The sequence below is a fragment of the Kribbella sp. WER1 genome (genome assembly GCF_054189145.1).
The window spans coordinates 7,530,849-7,549,142 of the sequence record NZ_CM135186.1 but is presented as its reverse complement, the minus strand read 5'-3'; the positions used below and the strand labels follow the sequence as shown (position 1 = coordinate 7,549,142).

The window sequence follows — 18,294 nt, the reverse complement described above, 5'->3', positions numbered from 1 at the left end:
CCGGGCCAACCCTGCTGACTGCCCGTCTCGCCGGCCTACTCGGTGAAGAACTGCTCCCGGTACTTCTTCGGCACCGGGCGCTGGTGCGACTCCGCCGCCGGGGTTGTCGGGCTCGCCGTGGCGCCGTTCGGATCTGCCACGGTCGACGCCGCCCCGGTCAGTTCTTCGACCGCCGTGCTGAAGGCGAGTTCGGCACGGGTCGGCCGCGGGCGTTCGATCTCCTCGGCGGTGGTTCGCCGCCCCGGGAGGTCGTTCGCCGCGGCCGACAGTTCCGCCAGCGTGTCGAGCAGCCCGAGCGCGGTCTCGACCTCACCCGGATGATTCACCAGCCACCACACGGCCGCCGACCCGGGCGTCGCGAAGACGTCGTCCTTCAGGTAGGCACGCTTGTCCTGCTCCATCCGCCGTTCGATCAGCGTGGTCTGCTCACGACGATGCAGCGCGGCAAGGTGCTGCAGATGCTTCTGATCCGCATCCGGCAACCGCAGCCGCACCTCGGTCGCCCAGCTCCGCACCTGCCCCTTTTCGTCCAGCGCCGGCTCCCCCAGCAACGCCGCCAGCCGATGCTGGTTCAGCGACTCCTCGGTCACCTGCTGCCGCGCCGTCAACGACCGCGCCCGATCGAGCAACGCATCAACAGCCACCGCCCCGAGATCCGCATGCCGCGACCCCGACAACACGGTCGACCACTGCACCACCGCCGAGAAACTGAACTGAAAGTCCGGCGAAGCCGACGGCAACCGGACATCCGCCACCGTCCGCGACGGCGGCCCCGAAAACACCGGCTCCGGCTCCCGCACCACCACGGAAGGCGCCGCCTGAGCCACCACCGGCCGAGGCTGCTCCGGCTGCTTCCACACCACGGCCAGCAGCACCAACAACACCACGCTCATAACCACCGCGGCCCACGCCGGCAACCCCACCACCAGCGAAACCACATACAAAACCACCACAACCCCAGCCGCCGCCAGGAGCGAATCCCGATGAAGCTTCATACGTGCCGTTCCCTCACCGCAGGCGGAAGTCCACACAACCGAACAACAGACCCCTCCCCGCAACGAGCCCACCAAAAAGTCTCACACGGCTAACGCTTGGTAGTCGCCGACCGCGTGTCGCTCGCCCGATCCTCCATGGCAGGTGTCAACCCTCGCCGGCGAGCCCGAAAGATTCGGCCTCTCCGTCCGAGGATGCTGGAAGATCGACGACAGATCGCAAGGTGGGCAGGCCGTATCGCTCTCGCAGCGATGTCGCCACTTCGGCCAGGCCTGCCTGATCAAACGCCTCCGCGAGGTCGTGCGCTGCCGGTCGGCGCGCTGTGTCCTCAAGTCTCTGGATCGCATCGACCATCGCCTGGACATCAGTCGTTCCGTCCGGCTGGTCCTGTCCGGTTGCCAGCTGCGACAGCTTGGCCAGGACATCGGCGAGCTCGACGGCCCGCTGAACCGAACCCTCATTCTGCGCAAGCCACCAGACAATCGCCGAGGCGGGAGTCCGCAACGCGTCGTTCCTGAGATGGTCCCGGATCCTGCGCTGGTTCAGGGCGCTGACTTCCCACAGCAACCCGGCTCGGTGCGCCTCGTCCATCTGCGCCAGGTGCTGCTGGACAGCCTGCGGAAGATCGAACCGAACCTCGGTCGCCCACACCTCTAAGTCCTCCACAGGCTGGGGCCGACCGATAGCTGCCGCTAGCTCGTGCTGCGCGAGCGAGTACTGCGCCGGATGACACTTGCTCGTCACCTCGCGAGCGCGACGCAGGACAAAGGCACGAGCCACGTCGACGTGATACGACTCTGGCCTGGCCGCCGTCCAGTGGACCGTCGCTGCCAGATCCAGGAACACCGTCTCGTCGGCCGTTGGCAGGCCGCTCGTTGCCAGCGATGACGTTTCTGCGCGATCTGATCCCGCCGATCGACCAGCCAGTCGACGGTACGCCACGAACGCGCCGACACCCGTCGCCACCGACAGAAGCACACCGGCCCAGCCCAGCAAAACGATCATCCACACCAGCAGCGCTGCCGTCGGAAGCCCAAGGGCAACCGAGTACGCGAGCCTGCGATTCGCAGTCATGCTCCTGCCTCCAAGCCAGTCGGTCTGGTGGACCCTGACGATCGCCTCTCGCGCTTGACGAGTTCGCTGACAGCTCGCGCAGTTCGCTGGCGGACTGGGTCGTCGCTGCGCATGTTCAGCCACGAAAGCATGCTGTCGGCCGCGGCATCGAGCAGCTCCCGTTGGCGTCCACAGATCGCGGCAAGCATCTGCAGCAAGCGATTGGCGTCTTGCTCGCGCTCCTGTGCCAAACACTCCTCATGGGCCTCGAGCCAGGGCCGAAGGAGAAACTCTCTGCGGTGCGGTTCCGTCTCGCTTACGGCTCGCTGCCATCCTTCGACAACCCGTTCAGCAGCTTCATCACCGACAAACAGCAACATGCCCATCGGTGCGGCCGCTGCCGCGAAGTTGGCAGGCGCGAAGCGCCACGGTTCGAGCAACATGTCGATCACCTGCAAGCGAGTGGCAGGATCCTCGGCCAGCCGAGTGAGGCCGTCCCTCGCCGCGTAATGGACCTCGCGTTCCGAGTGCTTGGTGAGCCACGACAACCGGACGACCGCTTGGTCCAGGTAGCCGTGAGCCAAGATGTTCACGCAGGCCGCGATCACGATTGCGGCACGTCCACCCGAGAGGTTCAGATCCCTCGCCCAGGCATAGAGCGTCTGCCGCGCCAGGGAATCAGTCTGATCATCGACGAGCAGATCCGCCAGCAGCGCATATGCAGCCAACCGAACTGGCGACTGCCGGTCACTGGACCATTGCTCGACCAAATGCAGCGCCAGATCAGCCTGTCGGGTACGCCGGCAATGTTCGCCGAACCTCTGCGCTATCTCGCTGAGCTCGAACCTGTCGACAATGCCCGCGCCGGCCAGCTCTCCGAGCCACTCGCCCAGCGGGTCACGCAGCCACGGCATCTCGTCCCAGAAGCATCGGAGTACCTCGGTCGCAACCGCCTGGTCAGCGAAGGCGATGCGCTGGTCCGATGTCACAGAAAGCTCCACAGCGAGCTCGGCCAGGGACTTCTCCACACCGGACAGGTCCAGCGGGTGAGTCCGATCATCATCCGCCGTTCGCAACAGCTCCAAGAGGCGATGCTGCGCAACGAAGATCGCGCGTGTCGATTGACCATGGAGCAGCGCCACTGCGATCAGCAGAGCGCGGGCATGCTGGTCCTTGGTTGATTGATACGCCTTCCTGGCGCCCTCCGCCCGACGCTCACCAGAGTCGAGAACTTCCCCAAGCAGCACATCGGCGTCCGTGTCCGGATGTTCCAGGTACGCGTCACGGACCTGATAGACGACCTGGACAAGTGCAGACATGGTTGCCGACGCGAAAGCCTTGTCCTGGCGGAAGGAACTGCGGACTCGGATTCCGTGAGTGCTGAGCTGCCGCTGCAAGACCGTGGACATCGCAGGCCTGCCGATGTCGACTCGGTAGGGCACGAAATCGGGTTGCAACTGCTCGCCGGGCAAGTGCGGGAGAATAGCAACGAGCTTGGCCTTGCACGCCAGGAGGGCAGCCTGCAGGTCATGAATGCAGGCCTGCTGTTCACGGAACGAGTCAGCATCGACTTCGGACAGATCAAGCAACAGCCGGTCTCCGTCGCGGACGTCCTTTCCTGCGAACATCCGGCGCTCAGCCTGCGTGGCGTGCAACTCCAGTTCTGGTGGGATGAACCGCACCGTGCTGTCGGGCGGGATGCCGTCGGAGAGCAGCATCAACCCAGCGGTCCGTCGACCGCTGTCCGGCACTCCGTTGAGGATCACCAAACCTTCCGGTTGGGCGAGTACCTCCGCCGCCCGGCTGAAGTTCGGCGGCGGCACGAAGTAGCTCCGTAGCTTGCGCAACTCGACCGGGCTGACTGCCGTCGTGCGGGCTTCGCGCGGCCGGTTGAACAGGTACTTGATGTCGTTCAGTTGGCTTCCACTACCCGCGTGGACGGGTCCGCTGCTGTTGTTGATCTCAGTTGTAGCCTTCGCATCCGGATTGGCGCCGTCATCTAGCGGCCCGGGGGAGGCAATCGGTTGGTGGTCGGAAGTCTGCGGCTCCGCTCCAGCTGCTTCGAGGGTAGGTGTCATCGCTGGTATCCGTGCGGATCGGTCGTGTATTGCGGTGCGTTGTACTGTGCCCCGGCACCGGTGTGGATCGGACCTGTGGCACCGTTGATCTGCAGACCGATTCCCGGCGAAGGATTCGCAGGCGCCACGCCTACCGCTCCTGGGTTCTGCGGGCGCGGGCTGTCGAGGAACCCGTTGATCAGTAGACCCGCGGACGGCTTGGGGACGCGGAGATATGCCTGGCCTTGGTAGGTCTTTACCTCGACGCCGGCTTCGACGTACAGCGACTCAGGCTCGTCGGCGAGCCCGGACAGGACCGCGTCCTCGTACACCCGCCGGGACACGATCGCTGCCACCTGGGTGACGTCGGGGTCGGAGCCGTTCAGCAGGTGGCGTACAGGGTCGCTGTCGAGGAGGCGGTGAAGTGTCACACGTTCGGCGCCGCTGCCGTCGCCCAGAAGGTTCTCGCCGGAGTCCACGACCGGGCCGACGTTGATGCTGACCCGGAACCGGATCGGGCCGTTCCAGCCGTACGGACGGCTGCGGTTGCGGCACTCGAGTTCCTCCTGGAGCGCGGTCAGGTACGGATTCAGCAGATGCGGGAGCAGCTCCGGCGGGAGGATCAGCGCGTAGCCGTCGCCCGTCGTACTGTGCGCGGTCTTGGACGACCACGCCCGCGCCAACCCTGCCCGGTCGAACGCCGCCTCCATGATCTCGGGGATCAGCCGAGTGAGTTCGGTCTGGTACCGGCTGGGGTTGCCGCTGTAGTCCTTCATGTCGACGACCAGCAGCGCGCGGTACGGCGGGAGCGCGGACGCGCCGGAGTAGCGCGGATCCATCGGGGTGCTCATCGTGGCCTCCTCGGTAAGGGACGGTCCACACAGCGTCCGCGAGATCGGCCACGCGGTTTGTCCGGAATCGGACAGTCCGCGGGTGACACGTGCCTCAGATCCGGAACGCCTCCGCGAGAAGCCCCAGATCGGCCACGATCAAGTGCGGGCCCGGCGCTAGCGCACCGGATGTCCGGAGCACCGTAAGTTGGTCCGCGACCGTGCTGCGGGCCAGGCCCAGCGCCGCCGCGAGCTCCTCCTGGGTGAACGGCACCCGCAGCGGGTTCGTCGCAGTTGCAGGCGCGAGCACGGCTGTGTCGTGGAGCAGCCGAGCGATCCGGCGGAGCGCAGAACGATGGGCGAGGTCGACCTGCCGGGACACAGCCTGATCGAACTTGCCGACGACGTACTGGTGGAACTCGGCGGCAAGACCGTTCTTGGCGACGAAGCGCTCGAACCGTGCAGTCGGCACATAGCACGCGGTACACCGGTCCAGCGCCTCGACCGTCGCTGTCCGTCGGCCTTTTCCACCGGCCAGCTCGCCGAGCAGTTGGCCGGCGCCGCGGATCGTCAGCAGCAGTTGCGCTCCGTCCTCAGCGCTGGCGAGTAGTTTCACGCGCCCGTACTCGAGGGCGAACAGGAATCCTCCCGGGTCGCCCTGGCGCAGGATCGTCTGCCCCGGACGGTAGCTGCGCAACGTCCCCTCAGCCAGCAGCCTCTGCCATGCGGCAGGTCCGATCAGGTCCTGGAACGTCTGCAGCGAATCCAAACCGACCACACCCCGTGTTCCACCCGCCGCTGGGACCACAGAAAGTTTCGCACGCAGCACCCACCGTGGTGGAGTGGTGCGTGTCGGGTCAGCCGGTGAGCGAGCGGAGGGCTTGGCGGGAGGGGGTGAGGACTACGGGTTTGTAAGGGCAGGGTTTGTCGGTGAGGGTTTCGTAGGCTCGGATGGCTCGGTTGGCGGCGTCCCAGCCTTGTTCGGCGGGGGTGCGGCCGAGGCCGCGGTTGCGGACCAGGGCGCCGTAGAAGGCGGAGCAGAAGACGGTGGCTTCGTACCAGCCGATGACGGTGCTGGTGCCGATGTAGGTGATGTCGTCCTGGATGCAGTCGCGGATGGCGCGTTGCCATTTGCCGATGCCGGTCTTGCAGCCGTCGGCGATCACGACGCCGCTGGCGATGCCCCACTGGTGGTCGAGGAACCAGTCGGCCAGGGATTTGAGCGAGACCTGGGTCTCGCCGTCGGTGGAGAGGAAGGAGGGCTCCTCGCTGTGGTCACCGTGTGCCATCACGTGGAGGACCGTCGAGGGGGTGGTGAGGGCTGAGAACGCGGTCTCGTGGTCCCGGGTGCGGACGAAGTTCACGTCGAGGTACGGGCGGTCCCAGCCGGCGTTGATGTTGCCGGTGATGCCCTGCACGAAGGTCATCGACGCGTCGAACGAACTGTCCAGACCGAGGTCCACCAGAGTGATCAGCCGGTTCTTCATAAGCCCACCCCTCCAACGCTTTTCAGCAAATCCTCACGACCCGCGGAACCCATCATGAACCACACCTCCGACACTTCGCGCGGGGGTATCGCGGTGCTGAGACGGCCGTACGGCGTACGGCCGCAAGCGTGGGTGCGGACCGTGATCGGCCTAGGGCGGCAGGGCCGCGTACGCCGAAGGAGGACACGGATGAGCCAGACGCCGACAGTCACACTGAGTCACAGAACCGCGATGCCACGGATCGGTCTCGGAACCTCGCCGACGAACGGAGCGTGGAGAGGCTTGGCGTCGAGTACTTGGATCTTCTGCTGATCCGCTGGCCGAGTCCGGCGCAGGACCGGCGGCGGACTCGGATCGGGCGCTAGACGCACCGCGGCCCCCGGGGGAAGTGGGAAGTTCCCGGGGGCCGTAGTGCTGTCAGCTACTGGTGGCTGGTCAGCTGCAGCCGGAGGTGCTGCCGCAGCCTTCGCAGACGTAGCAGGAGCCGCTGGGGCGCATCTTGGTGCCGCAGGTGAAGCAGAGCGGGGCGTCGACCGAGGTGCCGGTGATGAGCTCCAGCATTTCGGCGGTGGTGTGGGCCTCGCCCTTGATCGGCTTGGCGGCGGCCGCGTCGGCGGGCTTCTCGACCGTCTCGGCGGCGTCGGCGGCCGGCTCGACCGTCTTCAGGGACTCGGGCTCGGAGACCTCGACCGGTGCCAGCTCGTACGAGCCGGTGTCGAGCTGCCGGGACCGCTCCTCCGCCGAGTAGATGCCGAGCGCGGCCCGGTCGTCGAACGGCAGGTAGTCCAGGGCCAGGCGGCGGAAGATGTAGTCCATGATCGACTGCGCCATCCGGACGTCCGGGTCGTCGGTCAGACCGGCCGGCTCGAACTTCAGGTTGGTGAACTTCTGGACGTACGTCTCCAGCGGCACGCCGTGCTGCAGTGCGATCGAGATCGCGATCGAGAACGCGTCCATCACGCCCGCGAGGGTCGAGCCCTGCTTGCCCATCTTCAGGAAGACCTCGCCCAGACCGTCGTCCGGGTACGAGCCGGCGGTCATGTAGCCCTCGGCGCCACCGACGGTGAACGACGTGGTCCGCGACGGCCGCGACTTCGGCAGGCGCTTGCGGGTCGGCCGGTACTCGATGATCTTCTCGACGATCTTCTCGGCGACGGCCGCCTCGGCCGCAACCGCCTCCGCCGAGGCCGCCTTCTTCGCCTTCGCGTCCGCCAGCGGCTGGCCGACCTTGCAGTTGTCGCGGTACACCGCGAGTGCCTTCAGGCCGAGCTTCCAGCCCTGGAAGTAGACGTCGGCGATCTCCTCGACCGTCGCGGTCTCCGGCAGGTTCACCGTCTTCGAGATCGCGCCGGACAGGAACGGCTGCGCGGCCGCCATCATCCGGACGTGGCCCATCGGCTTGATGGCCCGCTCGCCCATCGCGGTGTCGAAGATCTCGTAGTGCTCCGGCTTCAGGCCCGGGGCGTCGACGACGTGGCCGTTCTCCGAGATGTACTCGACGATCGCCTCGATGGTCTCCTCGGTGTAGCCGTACTTGCGCAGCGCCCGCGGGACCGTGGTGTTCACGATCTGCATCGAGCCGCCGCCGACCAGCTTCTTGAACTTGACCAGCGAGAAGTCCGGCTCGATGCCGGTGGTGTCGCAGTCCATCATGAAGCCGATGGTGCCGGTCGGCGCGAGCACCGAGGCCTGCGCGTTCCGCCAGCCGTTCTTGGCGCCGACCTTCAGCACGCCCTCCCACGCCGCGGTGGCGTGCTGCTGGACGTCCTTGTCGATCTCGTGGATGGTGCGGATCGCGTCGTTGGCCGCGGCGTGCTTGCGCATCACCCGGGTGTGCGCGTCCTTGTTCCGCTCGAAGCCGTCGTACGCGCCGACGATGCCGGCCAGCTCGGCGGACCGCTTGTACGACGTACCGGTCATCAGCGAGGTGATAGCGCCCGCCAGTGCGCGACCACCGTCGGAGTCGTACGCGTGCCCGGTCGCCATCAGCAGCGCGCCGAGGTTCGCGTACCCGATGCCGAGCTGCCGGTACGCGCGGGTGGTGACGCCGATCGCCTCGGTCGGGAAGTCCGCGAAGCAGATCGAGATGTCCATCGCGGTGATGATCAGCTCGACCGCCTTGACGAACTTCTCCGAGTCGAAGAGGTCGTCGTCGCGGAGGAACTTCATCAGGTTCAGCGAGGCCAGGTTGCAGGACGAGTTGTCCAGGTGCATGTACTCCGAGCACGGGTTGGACGCGGTGATCCGGCCCGTCTCCGGGGTCGTGTGCCAGTCGTTGATGGTGTCGTCGTACTGCAGGCCCGGGTCGGCGCAGGCCCAGGCGGCCTGGGAGATCTTGTCGAACAGCTCGCGGGCGTCGACGGTCTCGATCACCGAGTTGTCCAGCCGCGCGCGCAGCCCGAAGTCGCCCTTCTCCTCCACCGCACGCATGAACTCGTCCGAGACCCGGACCGAGTTGTTCGCGTTCTGGTACTGCACGGAGGTGATGTCGCGACCGCCGAGGTCCATGTCGAAGCCCGCGTCGCGGAGGATGCGGATCTTCTCCTCCTCGCGCATCTTGGTGTCGACGAACTCCTCGATGTCGGGGTGGTCGACGTCCAGCACGACCATCTTCGCGGCCCGCCGGGTGGCGCCGCCGGACTTGATCGTGCCGGCCGACGCGTCCGCGCCGCGCATGAAGCTGACCGGGCCGGACGCGGTACCACCGGAGGACTGGAGCAGTTCCTTCGAGGAGCGGATCCGGGACAGGTTCAGGCCGGCGCCGGAGCCGCCCTTGAAGATCAGGCCCTCTTCCTTGTACCAGTTCAGGATCGACTCCATCGAGTCGTCCACGGCGAGGATGAAGCAGGCCGACACCTGCTGCGGCGAGGTCGTACCGACGTTGAACCAGACCGGCGAGTTGAAGCTGAAGTACTGGTGCAGCAGCAGCCAGGTGAGCTCCTGCTCGAACACCTCGGCGTCCTGCGGCGAGGTGAAGTAGCCGTGCTCCTCACCGGCCTTGCGGTACGTCTTCACGACCCGGTCGAGGAGCTGCTTGAGGCTCGACTCGCGGTTGTTGTGCGCGAGCGCGCCGCGGAAGTACTTCGTGGTGACGATCGTCGAGGCGTTCACACTCCAGAAGTCGGGGAACTCGACCCCGCGCTGCTCGAAGACCGTCTCACCGGTCTTCCAGTTCTGCTGTACCACGTCGCGACGCTCCCACGTCACCTCGTCGTACGGGTGGATGCCCTCGGTGCTGAAGACGCGCTCGATGGTGAGTCCCGTGGGCGCGTTCTTCCGCCCGCGGAACCCGGCCGCCGACCGCTTGGTCGACCCCGAGTGGCCGGTCACCGTCTCTGTCATGGTTGCTCCTCGCCCTGTGTCTGCTACCGCGGTCTGTCGGGACCGCCCCGTTGGGTGTTGCTGGGTGTTACCTGGAACTACTTCCGTTCCCCCGGTTTATGTCTGTTGAGCCGGCTGTGGCGGCTCGGTGCCCTGCGGCTCCTTCTCGGCCCGCAGCAACGCGATCTCGGTCTCGAAGTCGTCGGCCGACGCGAACTGCCGGTACACGCTGGCGAACCGCAGGTACGCGACCTCGTCGAGCTCCCGTAGCGGCCCGAGGATCGCGAGTCCGACCTCGTGCGCGGGAACCTCCGGCGAGCCGCCGCCCTTGAGCGCGTCCTCGACCTTCTGGCCGAGCCGCGCGAGCTGATCGGCGTTCACCGGCCGGCCCTTGCACGCCTTGCCGACCCCGTTGATGACCTTCTCGCGGCTGAACGGCTCGGTCGCGCCGGAGCGCTTCACGACCGTGAGCTGCATCTGCTCGACGGTGGTGAACCGCTTCTCGCAGACCGGGCACTGCCGCCGGCGGCGGATCGCTCCGCCGTCCTCGGCCACCCGGCTGTCGACCACCCGGGAGTCGGCATGCCTGCAATACGGACAGTGCACGACGGATCACTTCCTCCCGTGAGCCATCCTGGGGATGGCATGTGGATCAGCCTGGGGACAACCTGTGTAGAACCTGTGGGCAACTGACCACTACCTGTGGAAAATTACACCCGTGTAACCACTACATCTAGGGATCCTAGATCCCTGCTCCGACAGTTTGCAAGCACGCTCCGATTGCCCGCGCGTGTCTGAGGTTTCAACACCCGCGCGGCCCCGTGTACTCCCGCGTGGCGCCACCACGAGGGCCGTTTCGAGGCGCAAACTACGGCCCGCGCAGCGCGCTGTCCCGGGCCGCCGGCGGGATATGGTTCGGCGGGAACCCGGGAGGATGTGGTGAGTGTGACCGAACCGGCCGCTGAGCATACGCAGCACGGTTACATCGGCGACAAGGACGCGTACCTGCGGCGGCTGAAGCGGATCGAGGGGCAGGCGCGGGGGCTGCAGCGGATGGTCGAGGACGAGAAGTACTGCATCGACATCCTCACGCAGGTCTCGGCGATGACGAAGGCGCTGGAATCGGTCGCGCTGGGCCTGCTCGAGGACCACCTCGCGCACTGCGTCGTGGACGCCGCGAAGGCCGGCGGCCCGGAGGCCGACGCGAAGATCAAGGAGGCGTCCGCCGCGATCGCCCGGCTGGTGCGGTCGTGACCGGCGCGCGGATCCCGGTCGTCCTCGACGTCGACACCGGCCTGGACGACGCGTGCGCACTGCTGCTCGCGGCCCGGCACCCGGGGCTCGACCTCAAGGCGGTGACCTGCGCGGGCGGGAACGTCGGGATCGACGACGTGGTCCGCAACACCCTCACGGTGCTCGACGCCGCGGGTCGTCCGGACGTCCCGGTCGCGCGCGGCGCCGCCGTACCGCTGATCCAGCCGGTGCGTCCGGCGCGGCACGTCCACGGCGAGGACGGGCTCGGGGACCTCGACTGGCCGCGGTCGACCCGGCCGACCGATCCACGGCACGCCGTCGAGCTGTTGCGTGACGTACTGCGGGACGCGGCCGCGACCGGCGAGCTCGTCACGTTGATCCCACTGGCGCCGTTGACGAACATCGCGCTGCTGCTCCGCACATACCCCGAGGCCGCCGCCGGGTTGCGGGAGATCGTGTTCATGGGCGGCTCGGCGGGGATCGGGAACGCGACGGCGTCCGCGGAGTTCAACGTCTGGACGGATCCGGAGGCGGCCGCGATCGTGCTGGCCGCGGCGCACGACCTCGGGATCGGGGTGACGATGTACGGCCTGGACGTGTTCTACGACGTCGTCGTCACCCTCGACCAGGCCCGCGGGCTGACCGGATCGCCGTCGGCGGAGCTGGCCGGCAAGCTGATCGAGAAGCGCAGCGAGCGGTACCAGTCCGACGGCGCGAGCATCGGCGACGGCGGCGCGGTGTGCGCGGTGATCGACCCGTCCGGGCTGACCACCGAGCGGCATCCGGTCCGGGTCGAGCTGTCCGGCGGCTGGTCGCGCGGGCGGACCATCGTCGACACCCGGACCGCGTCGGACCAGGCGAACGACGTCCAGGGTCCGGCGCCGGTCATCCAGGTCGCGACGGCGGTCGACGCCGAGCGGTACGCGGACCTGTGGCTGGCGACCGTCAGCTGAGCAGTTCGAGCAGGCGGGCGCGGACGCCGTACAGGAAGAGTTCGAGGCCGTCGGCGAACAGGTTGTCGGCGGAGACGACCGCGGCCAGGCTCCAGCGGGCCGTGACCTCGAAGAGGTGCCGCGCCTCTGGTTCCGGTACGCCGATCCGCACCAGGGCGTCGATCTGGGCGCGGACGAGTTCGGCGCGGGAGCCGTCGCCGCGGTCCCGGCCGGGGGTGGCCTTCGCCTGGATCAGGCCGGCCAGGCCGGGATGGTCGGCGTAGAACGCGCGGAGTTCGAGTGAGCCGGAGCGGGTCAGCTCGATCCACTCGTCGACGGTCCGCAGTTCGTCGTACGCCGTGGTGTCGGCGGTGAACCGGTCGAACCCGTTCCGGGCGACGAGGTCGAGGAGCTCGGACTTGTTGCCGACGTGGTGGTACAGCGACGGGGCGCGGACCCGGGGTCGTCGAGACTACTGTCTAACGAGATTAGACAATAGCTTCGAGGATGGCATCGTGACTGGATTCCGACCCGCGTATCCGCTGCTGACCGAGCGGCTGGAGTTGCGGCCGCACCGGATGGACGATCTGGACGACCTGTTCGCGTTCCACTCCCGCCCGGAGGTCGTCCGGTACACGCCGTGGCCGGTCCGGGACCGGGAGGAGACCCGGGTCGCGCTGGAGCGGAAGCTGCCGCAGGGTGAGCTGACCGAGGCCGGTCAGTGGCTGGTGCTCGCGATCGAACTGCGCGAAACAGGGACCGTGATCGGCGAGGTCCTGCTGAAGTGGGCCAGCGCGGAGGATCGTCAGGGCGAGATCGGGTTCGCGCTGCACTCCGACTACCAGGGCAAGGGGCTCGCGGCGGAGGCCGCGCGGGCGATACTGCGGGTCGGCTTCGACGAGCTCGGGCTGCATCGGATCGTGGCGGTGCTCGACGACCGGAACACCGCGTCGGCGCGGCTGCTCGAGCGACTCGGAATGCGGCGCGAGGCGCATCACCTGCAGGCGTTGCGGTTCAAGGGCGAGTGGGCGAACGAGTACGTCTACGCACTGCTCGCCGACGAGTGGCGGACCGCGGCGGTCAGCCCGCGACCGGGATCTGCAGGGTCTGACCAGGGGTGATGTCGGCGGGCGTGGCGAGCTTGTTGAGGTTCGCGATCTTCTCGACGACGATCGTCGGGTCCTGGCCGGGGTTGGTGGACTCGGCGATCGACCAGAGCGTCTGACCGGGAGCAACCTGGACCGGGACGGTGTGGGTGAAGTGCGGACCGGGCTCGAGCACGCCGGCGACCCGGAGGCCGAGGACGAGCACGGCGGCACCGAAGACCAGCACGGAGACCGTCGTGAGCAGCATCCTTCCGCGGCGGGTGAGGCGGAGAGTGGTCGGCTCGACCTGCACCCGGCGGCCGACCGCCTCGCCGGAGCAGCCACGGACCGGCATCCGGTCGGTCGTCGCACCCGCGATCCGTCGCCGCGGCGGGGCGGGAACGAGCCTGAGGTCCGGACGCGGCTCGGCCTTCGTCGAGCGGCGCGGGGCCAGGGCGTCGGCCGCAACGGCTGCTGTGCTCATCAGTCCTCCAGACCTCGGTTGGTACACGTTCTGCGGTGTGTGGTTCCTGTCTATCGGCCGCCTCCGACAGTTTCTGAAGAAGCGACCTGCCCGACCGGCCCGAACACCTGTTCGATCGAACGTCTGTACGAATGATTAACCGACAGCCGCCCGTCGCGCAACCACTTCCAACCAGGACACGCCCAGAAAATTCCTGACGCCGAAGGTGCCCGCGTGCGCTCTATAACCTGACACCCGAACAAACTTGCGAACCGACACGCCTTCGAACAGATGTTTGAAGAATCTCAAGATTCGGTCTACGGTCATCTCAGTCGAGCAAGCTTTCGGCCGGTGCGGGTACGCCGGCCCGACCCGAGGAGCAATCAGCGTGGACAAGGCAGCGGGCAAGTCGTCGGGCAAGCCGGCCAAGGACGCCGACCGGACCGTCGCCGAGCTTCCCGACGGGCCGGCCGACGCGACCGGCCTGACGCCGCGGCAGCGCCGCGTCCTGGACGTGATCCGGGACTCGGTCGACAGCCGTGGCTACCCGCCCTCGATGCGGGAGATCGGCGAGCGGGTCGGGCTGACCAGCTCCTCCTCGGTGTCGCACCAGCTCCGGGTGCTCGAGCAGAAGGGCCTGCTCCGCCGCGACCCGAACCGCCCGCGCGCGATCGAGGTCCGCTACCCCGGCGAGGTGGACGCGGCAGCCCGCAAGTCGGCGCTCGGCCCGGTGCGGCAGACGGCGTACGACGAGACCGGGGCCGGCGACGCGCACCCGGACGCGGCGTACGTGCCGGTGGTCGGGCGGATCGCCGCCGGTGGCCCGATCCTTGCGGAGCAGGAGATCGAGGAGGTCTTCCCGTTGCCTAAGGCAATGGTCGGCGAGGGCACGCTGTTCATGCTGAAGGTCAAGGGCGAGTCGATGATCGAGGCCGCCATCTGCGACGGCGACTGGGTCGTGGTCCGCCAGCAGCCGACCGCGGAGAACGGCGACATCGTGGCCGCGATGATCGACGGCGAGGCCACCGTGAAGACGTTCAAGAAGACCAAGAGCGAGATCCTGCTACTGCCGCACAACCCGGCCTTCGAGCCGATCGACGGCAAGGATGCGACCATTCTCGGAAAGGTCGTAACAGTTCTGCGGCGTGTCTGACATATCGGACGGCGAGCGAAGTCGGGCGTGACGTGTCAGCATTGAGTCATGACGACTGTCTATGACTTCAGCGCGCGGCGGATCGAAGGCAATGAACAGTCTCTTGCCGATTTCCGCGACCAGGTGCTGCTGGTGGTGAACGTCGCATCGCAGTGCGCCCAGACCCCGCAGTACACCGGCCTGCAGAAGCTCTACCGGACCTACCGCCGGCAGGGCTTCGCAGTGCTCGGTTTCCCCTGCGACCAGTTCGGCCACCAGGAGCCGGGCGACGAGAACGAGATCGCCAACTTCTGCTCCACGATCTACCACGTGACGTTCCCGATGTTCGCCAAGATCGACGTGAACGGGTCGAAGACGATCCCGTTGTACAACTGGCTCAAGCGGGAGCAGGGCGGCCTGCTCGGCGGCCGGATCAAGTGGAACTTCACCAAGTTCCTGGTCGGCCGCGACGGCGGTGTGATCTCCCGCTACGCGCCCACCCATGCGCCCGAGAAGCTGGCCGACAAGATCGAGTCCGCACTCGCCGTTCCGGCGCCTTCGCCGAAAACGAACGACTGACAATGCGCGGAATTTCCTGCGACAGTTGAACAGTAATTGTCGCAGCGACACGCGACATTCTCCGCATTCCGAACAATTCGCCGACCGCTGCATGTCGGCAAATGTATTCAGGAACGGTCCAGCAGGACCGAATCCGGGTCGATGTCGAGCCGCAGACCGCGCCAGACCGGATGTCGCAGCCGGCCGTCGCCGCCCCAGCCGGAGAAGGTGACTTCGGCCACCAGCACCGGGTCGAGCCAGTGCGCCCGGCGCCGGTCGGCGAGCGGGATCGTCGCCGGGTCGAACGCGGGCCGCTCGACCTCCAGCCCGGTCAGCTCGGCGCTCAGCATGTCCAGGGTCGCGAAGTCCAGCCCGGAGCCGACCTTGCCGATCAGCACCAGGTCGTCGCCGTCGTACGCGCCGCAGTAGAACGAGCCGATCTTGCCCTCCCGGTTGCCCTCCCCCGGATGCCAGCCGCAGAGGATGACGTCCCGGGTCTGCACCGGCTTGATCTTGATCCAGTCGGAGCTCCGCCGCCCCGGCAGGTACCGCGACTTGCGGCGCTTCGCGACCACGCCCTCGAGCCCTTGTTCCGCAGAGAGTCGGAGCGCCTCGTCGCCGTCGCTCAGGGCCGGCGGGATCTCCCAGAACGGGTCGCCGATGTCCAGCGAGTCGAGCAGCCCGCGCCGATCGTCGTACGTTGCCTCTAGCAACCATTCGCCGTCGAAGCGGAGCAGGTCGAACAGCCGCACCGACACCGGCACCTCGGTAATCAGGTGCCGGAGGTGCCGCGGGTCGCGGACGTGCATCCGCCGCTGCAGCAGGCCGAACGACGGCGCCCCGTGTTCGTCGAGCGTGACGATCTCGCCGTCCAGTACGGCGGGCAGCCGCAGGCCGGGCGCCTCCGCCAGGCCGATCAGCTCCGGGTACCCGCCGGACACGTCGTGGCTGTTCCGGGACCACAGCCGGCAGACGCCGTCGTCGACGTCGGCGATCACCCGGATGCCGTCCCACTTCAGCTCGTACGACCAGCCCGCGCCGGACGGCATCTCCCCCAGCGACGCCATCATCGGCAGCACCGGCGGACCGGCCACCGGGCTCATGACGTCTGCAGTCGTTTCAGGGCGCCGAGCACCTTCTCCCGGTCGGCGGTCGGCCACATCGGCGGCAGCGAGGCGCGCAGGAACCCGCCGTACCGCTGGGTGACGATCCGCGGGTCCAGGATCGCGACCACGCCACGGTCGGTACTGCGGCGGATCAGCCGGCCGGTGCCCTGCGCGAGCAGCAGCCCGGCATGCGTCGCGGCGACCGACATGAAGCCGTTGCCACCGGCCTCGTCGACTGCGCGCTGCCGGGCCGCCATCAGCGGCTCGTCCGGGCGCGGGAACGGGATCCGGTCGATGATCACCAAGTTGCAGGTCGAGCCAGGAACGTCGATCCCCTGCCACAGCGACAAGGTGCCGAACAGCGAGGTCTCCGGGTCGTCGACGAACTCGCGGGCCAGCTCGCCGAGCTGCGCGTCGCCCTGGCAGAGCACCTTCAGGTCGGTCGCCTCGCGGACCGCGGCGGTCGCGGCCTCGGCGGCGCGGCGGGACGAGAACAGCCCGAGCGTCCGGCCGCCGGCCGCGGTGATCAGGTCGACGATCTCCTCGAACTGCTTCTTGCCGAGCCCGTCGCGGTGCGGCGCCGGCAGGTGCTTCGCGACATACAGAATCGCCTGCTTCTCGTACTCGAACGGGGAGCCGACGTCGAGGCCGCGCCACGGCAGCGGACCGCGCTCGTCCTCCGCGTCGAGCTCCGGCATCTCGGCGTCGTCCTCGAGCTTGTCGCCGGGCTTCAGCCCGACCTGCCGGGCGATCGCGTCGAAGTCGCCGCCGAGCGTCAGCGTGGCGGACGTGAGCACCGCCGTCCGGTCCCGGAGGACCAGCTCGCGGAGCAGGCCGGCGATGGTCAGCGGGGCGATCCGGAGCTCGCGGCCGAACCGGTCCCGGTCGATCATCCAGACCACGTCCGCGTCGCTCAGCGCGGCGACCCGCTCGGCGACGTCGAAGATCTCCTTGACCGCGCCCTTGGACTGCCGCTTGGCGCCGTCCGGGTCGTCGTCCTTGTCGTCGGACTTCTTGTTCAGGTCCGAGTACAACCCGCGGGCCGCGTCCCGGACCAGGCCGGCGGCCTCCAGAACGAGCGTGTTGCTCGGCTCGATCCGGCCCTCACGGGTGCCGTCGAGGGCGGCCCGGAGCGCGTCCGAGGCGTCGATCAGGTCGTCGGCCTTGTCGTCGTCGACGAACCGGCGGGCCCGTTTGGCGGCACGCTCCACCATCTGCGGCGACAGTTCGTCACCCGCCGCGCCGGTGACCCGGGCGGGCAGCTCATGCGCCTCGTCGACGATGATCACGTCGTGCTCCGGCAGGACCGTCCGGTTCTCGAAGGCGTCGATCGAGAGCAGCGCGTGGTTGGTGATGACGATGTCGGCCTTGCGGGCGAGATCCTTGGCCTTCTCGGCGAAGCACTCCTCGCCGTACGGGCACTTCTGGGCGCCGAGGCATTCGCGCGCGGCGATCGCTACCTGCTGCCAGGCCTGGTACTGGTGCGACGGCGCATGGTCGCGGTCGCCGGCCTCGCCGTCCGCGAGCTGCTGCTCGGCCCAGTCGCGCAGCTCGACCACCTGACGACCGACCTCGCCGGCCGGCGGCACGTCGACGAGCATGCCGTCGTCGTCCGGCGCGCCCTCGCGGATCCGGTGCAGGCAGGCGTAGTTGTTGCGTCCCTTCTGGATCGCGTACTTCGGCCGCCGCGGCAGCAGCTTCTCGGTCGCGTCGAGCAGTGCCGGTACGTCGCGGTCGACCAGCTGGGACTGCAGCGCGAGGGTCGCCGTCGAGACCACCACCCGGCGGTCCTCGATCGCATGCACCAGCGCGGGCACCAGGTACCCGAGGGACTTGCCGGTGCCGGTGCCCGCCTGGACGAGCAGGTGCGAGCCCTCGTGCATCGCGGTGTCGACGGCCTGCGCCATCTCCACCTGCCCGGGCCGGGTCTGTCCGGCGATCCCGGACACGGCAGCTTCCAGCAGTTCCTTGACATCAACACCCACCGCCACACCCTAGCCCGCGGAGCCGACAGATTTCCGGT

At 68.0% G+C, this 18,294-nt stretch carries 17 protein-coding genes; 5 read left to right on the top strand and 12 right to left on the bottom strand.

Annotated features, from left to right (window positions below; genetic code table 11):
• Window positions 1–35: 35 nt before the first annotated feature.
• The 8 genes from ACXJJ3_RS36950 to nrdR all read right to left on the bottom strand — a co-directional run bounded on the left by ACXJJ3_RS36950 (window position 36) and on the right by nrdR (window position 10,347).
• Window positions 36–893, bottom strand: a complete 858-nt coding sequence (locus tag ACXJJ3_RS36950; RefSeq protein ID WP_458171988.1) for a hypothetical protein — start codon at window positions 891–893, stop codon at window positions 36–38.
• Window positions 894–1,140: 247 nt separating this feature from the next.
• Entirely contained in the window at window positions 1,141–2,067 is a 927-nt protein-coding gene (locus ACXJJ3_RS36945) for a hypothetical protein (RefSeq protein ID WP_458166564.1), read from the bottom strand.
• Window positions 2,064–4,124 (bottom strand): hypothetical protein, encoded by a 2,061-nt coding sequence (locus tag ACXJJ3_RS36940; protein WP_458166563.1) that lies wholly within the window; start codon window positions 4,122–4,124, stop codon window positions 2,064–2,066. Before ACXJJ3_RS36940 ends, ACXJJ3_RS36945 begins: the two co-directional genes overlap by 4 nt.
• Entirely contained in the window at window positions 4,121–4,954 is an 834-nt protein-coding gene (locus ACXJJ3_RS36935) for a hypothetical protein (protein WP_458166562.1), read from the bottom strand. Before ACXJJ3_RS36935 ends, ACXJJ3_RS36940 begins: the two co-directional genes overlap by 4 nt.
• A 94-nt stretch (window positions 4,955–5,048) precedes the next feature.
• Window positions 5,049–5,702, bottom strand: a complete 654-nt coding sequence (locus ACXJJ3_RS36930) for a Crp/Fnr family transcriptional regulator (RefSeq protein ID WP_458166561.1) — start codon at window positions 5,700–5,702, stop codon at window positions 5,049–5,051.
• A gap of 88 nt (window positions 5,703–5,790) precedes the next feature.
• Window positions 5,791–6,420, bottom strand: coding sequence for a hypothetical protein (locus ACXJJ3_RS36925; protein ID WP_458166560.1), 630 nt, complete (start codon window positions 6,418–6,420; stop codon window positions 5,791–5,793).
• A gap of 435 nt (window positions 6,421–6,855) precedes the next feature.
• Window positions 6,856–9,762, bottom strand: coding sequence for a vitamin B12-dependent ribonucleotide reductase (locus tag ACXJJ3_RS36920; RefSeq protein WP_458166559.1), 2,907 nt, complete (start codon window positions 9,760–9,762; stop codon window positions 6,856–6,858).
• Between the two features lie 96 nt (window positions 9,763–9,858).
• On the bottom strand, window positions 9,859–10,347 hold the full coding sequence (gene nrdR, locus ACXJJ3_RS36915) for a transcriptional regulator NrdR (RefSeq protein ID WP_458166558.1): 489 nt from the start codon (window positions 10,345–10,347) through the stop codon (window positions 9,859–9,861).
• A gap of 333 nt (window positions 10,348–10,680) precedes the next feature.
• Between nrdR and ACXJJ3_RS36910 the strand changes: the two genes are divergently transcribed.
• Window positions 10,681–10,995 (top strand): metal-sensitive transcriptional regulator, encoded by a 315-nt coding sequence (locus tag ACXJJ3_RS36910; RefSeq protein ID WP_458166557.1) that lies wholly within the window; start codon window positions 10,681–10,683, stop codon window positions 10,993–10,995.
• Window positions 10,992–11,948: a nucleoside hydrolase gene (locus ACXJJ3_RS36905; protein WP_458166556.1), complete on the top strand. Its 957-nt coding sequence runs from the start codon at window positions 10,992–10,994 to the stop codon at window positions 11,946–11,948. Before ACXJJ3_RS36910 ends, ACXJJ3_RS36905 begins: the two co-directional genes overlap by 4 nt.
• Here the strand turns inward: ACXJJ3_RS36905 and ACXJJ3_RS36900 are convergent.
• Window positions 11,941–12,099 carry a hypothetical protein gene (locus ACXJJ3_RS36900; protein ID WP_458166554.1) on the bottom strand — a complete coding sequence of 53 codons (159 nt, stop codon included), beginning with the start codon at window positions 12,097–12,099 and terminating at the stop codon, window positions 11,941–11,943. The genes ACXJJ3_RS36905 and ACXJJ3_RS36900 overlap by 8 nt on opposite strands.
• Before the next feature lie 343 nt (window positions 12,100–12,442).
• Between ACXJJ3_RS36900 and ACXJJ3_RS36895 the strand changes: the two genes are divergently transcribed.
• Window positions 12,443–13,048: a GNAT family N-acetyltransferase gene (locus ACXJJ3_RS36895; RefSeq protein WP_458166553.1), complete on the top strand. Its 606-nt coding sequence runs from the start codon at window positions 12,443–12,445 to the stop codon at window positions 13,046–13,048.
• Here the strand turns inward: ACXJJ3_RS36895 and ACXJJ3_RS36890 are convergent.
• The gene (locus ACXJJ3_RS36890; protein ID WP_458166552.1) at window positions 13,008–13,496 is read right to left on the bottom strand and encodes a LysM peptidoglycan-binding domain-containing protein; all 489 of its coding nucleotides are present in this window, start codon (window positions 13,494–13,496) and stop codon (window positions 13,008–13,010) included. The genes ACXJJ3_RS36895 and ACXJJ3_RS36890 overlap by 41 nt on opposite strands.
• Window positions 13,497–13,863: 367 nt before the next feature.
• Between ACXJJ3_RS36890 and lexA the strand changes: the two genes are divergently transcribed.
• Complete coding sequence (lexA, locus tag ACXJJ3_RS36885) at window positions 13,864–14,628, top strand: transcriptional repressor LexA (protein WP_458166550.1); 765 nt, start codon at window positions 13,864–13,866, stop codon at window positions 14,626–14,628.
• A 48-nt stretch (window positions 14,629–14,676) separates the two neighbouring features.
• Window positions 14,677–15,186 carry a glutathione peroxidase gene (locus ACXJJ3_RS36880; RefSeq protein ID WP_458166549.1) on the top strand — a complete coding sequence of 170 codons (510 nt, stop codon included), beginning with the start codon at window positions 14,677–14,679 and terminating at the stop codon, window positions 15,184–15,186.
• Between the two features lie 107 nt (window positions 15,187–15,293).
• Here ACXJJ3_RS36880 and ligD read toward each other — a convergent pair whose 3' ends face one another.
• Both ligD and ACXJJ3_RS36870 read right to left on the bottom strand, forming a co-directional pair.
• The gene (gene ligD / locus ACXJJ3_RS36875) at window positions 15,294–16,268 is read right to left on the bottom strand and encodes a non-homologous end-joining DNA ligase (protein ID WP_458166548.1); all 975 of its coding nucleotides are present in this window, start codon (window positions 16,266–16,268) and stop codon (window positions 15,294–15,296) included.
• On the bottom strand, window positions 16,265–18,262 hold the full coding sequence (locus tag ACXJJ3_RS36870; protein ID WP_458166547.1) for an ATP-dependent DNA helicase: 1,998 nt from the start codon (window positions 18,260–18,262) through the stop codon (window positions 16,265–16,267). The genes ligD and ACXJJ3_RS36870 overlap by 4 nt, the downstream gene beginning before the upstream one ends.
• Window positions 18,263–18,294: the final 32 nt, after the last annotated feature.

Bases quoted from the DNA above. Each gene is read 5' to 3' on its own strand.
- ACXJJ3_RS36890 (WP_458166552.1), bottom strand. From the start codon at position 13,496: ATGAGCACAGCAGCCGTTGCGGCCGACGCCCTGGCCCCGCGCCGCTCG.
- ACXJJ3_RS36880 (WP_458166549.1), top strand. From the start codon at position 14,677: ATGACGACTGTCTATGACTTCAGCGCGCGGCGGATCGAAGGCAATGAA.
- ACXJJ3_RS36950 (WP_458171988.1), bottom strand. From the start codon at position 893: ATGAGCGTGGTGTTGTTGGTGCTGCTGGCCGTGGTGTGGAAGCAGCCG.
- ACXJJ3_RS36945 (WP_458166564.1), bottom strand. From the start codon at position 2,067: ATGACTGCGAATCGCAGGCTCGCGTACTCGGTTGCCCTTGGGCTTCCG.
- ACXJJ3_RS36920 (WP_458166559.1), bottom strand. From the start codon at position 9,762: ATGACAGAGACGGTGACCGGCCACTCGGGGTCGACCAAGCGGTCGGCG.
- ligD (WP_458166548.1), bottom strand. From the start codon at position 16,268: ATGAGCCCGGTGGCCGGTCCGCCGGTGCTGCCGATGATGGCGTCGCTG.
- ACXJJ3_RS36935 (WP_458166562.1), bottom strand. From the start codon at position 4,954: ATGAGCACCCCGATGGATCCGCGCTACTCCGGCGCGTCCGCGCTCCCG.
- ACXJJ3_RS36925 (WP_458166560.1), bottom strand. From the start codon at position 6,420: ATGAAGAACCGGCTGATCACTCTGGTGGACCTCGGTCTGGACAGTTCG.
- ACXJJ3_RS36940 (WP_458166563.1), bottom strand. From the start codon at position 4,124: ATGACACCTACCCTCGAAGCAGCTGGAGCGGAGCCGCAGACTTCCGAC.